Genomic DNA, 1,033 nt, shown 5'->3' with positions numbered 1-1,033 from the left:
ATATAATTATAATGTTAAATCCTTAATAAAACATTAATTAATTATTAAGGATTTCTGATTGTTACAATTAATTTTATTAGTTAATCATAAAGAAAGAACTCACTTTCTAAAAAGTAAGCCCTTTTAAATATTATAATAAATCCTCATATTCTTTGTTTATTTTAAAAACTTTGAATAATAATATTCCATTAATTCTATCTTCAGTGGTTATAAACCCCTCTTTTTCTAAACTATTCAAAGATATTATTATATCTTTTTCATTTTCTCCTATATCAAGTTTTAACTTATCTAAATTAAAACTTGTCCATTCTTTTCTTTCTCTTAAATATCTTCTGACTTTATTATATACCTTACTTTCTTTATGCTCCTTAACTAATTTTTTAATTTCTTTATTAGACTTTACTTCATCTATAAATTTATTTTTCATAAATAATACCTCTTCATCTTATCTTTATTATTGCATTCTTAACAATTTAATAATACAACAATAATATTGATATTTTCTAATGTCATTATTAAATTTTAATAAATATTAGATAATCTAAAAATTATAATTACTATTCTTACTAACATTAAAATTCATTTTATTTTGTTTTTCTATCTATCCTAACTTTAATTTTATAATTACCAGATATAATAGTTATAATTCCACTTTCATCTTCTAAATCTATATAAATATCATTTCCTAAATCATTTATTTCATTTCTTATAAATGTAGATATTTCTTTATCAAATCTCATTACCGTCTCCTTTTATTAAATAAATTTCATTCTATATCAATATTATATGACATACTTTACTATTTGTAAATATATGGTATTTATTTTTCTTTTTTAATTATCATTTACGAGTATTTTATTTAAGATTTAAATATTTACTTTTAGTTTATCTTTTAATTTAATATACAATAAAAATCCACCAGCTTAGCTGGTGGTATTTCCTCAGCCCTATAAGGGCACATTACCTGCGATTGCGCCTTAAGGCGCTAAAAAGGTCCGCCAGCCGCATATCTTCTGTTACTTGCTACCCTTGA

General features: G+C 21.6%; 2 protein-coding genes. Both read right to left on the bottom strand.

Features of this window, described 5'->3' with window-relative positions; all coding sequences use genetic code 11:
- Nucleotides 1-130: 130 nt before the first annotated feature.
- Nucleotides 131-427, bottom strand: a complete 297-nt coding sequence (locus tag K5V21_RS19020) for a hypothetical protein (RefSeq protein WP_221862665.1) — start codon at nt 425-427, stop codon at nt 131-133.
- Between the two features lie 157 nt (nt 428-584).
- Nucleotides 585-740, bottom strand: coding sequence for a hypothetical protein (locus K5V21_RS19015; RefSeq protein WP_221862663.1), 156 nt, complete (start codon nt 738-740; stop codon nt 585-587).
- Between the last annotated feature and the right edge of the window lie 293 nt (nt 741-1,033).

It is taken from the genome of Clostridium sardiniense (assembly GCF_019753795.1).
In the GTDB taxonomy this organism is placed as follows: Bacteria; Bacillota; Clostridia; order Clostridiales; family Clostridiaceae; genus Clostridium; species Clostridium sardiniense.
The sequence above is the reverse complement of the archived record's forward strand: the minus strand, read 5'-3'. Positions and strand labels throughout refer to the sequence as shown.

Excerpts from the sequence above, each read along its gene's own strand:
- K5V21_RS19020 (WP_221862665.1), bottom strand. The coding sequence starts at position 427 with ATGAAAAATAAATTTATAGATGAAGTAAAGTCTAATAAAGAAATTAAA.
- K5V21_RS19015 (WP_221862663.1), bottom strand. The coding sequence starts at position 740 with ATGAGATTTGATAAAGAAATATCTACATTTATAAGAAATGAAATAAAT.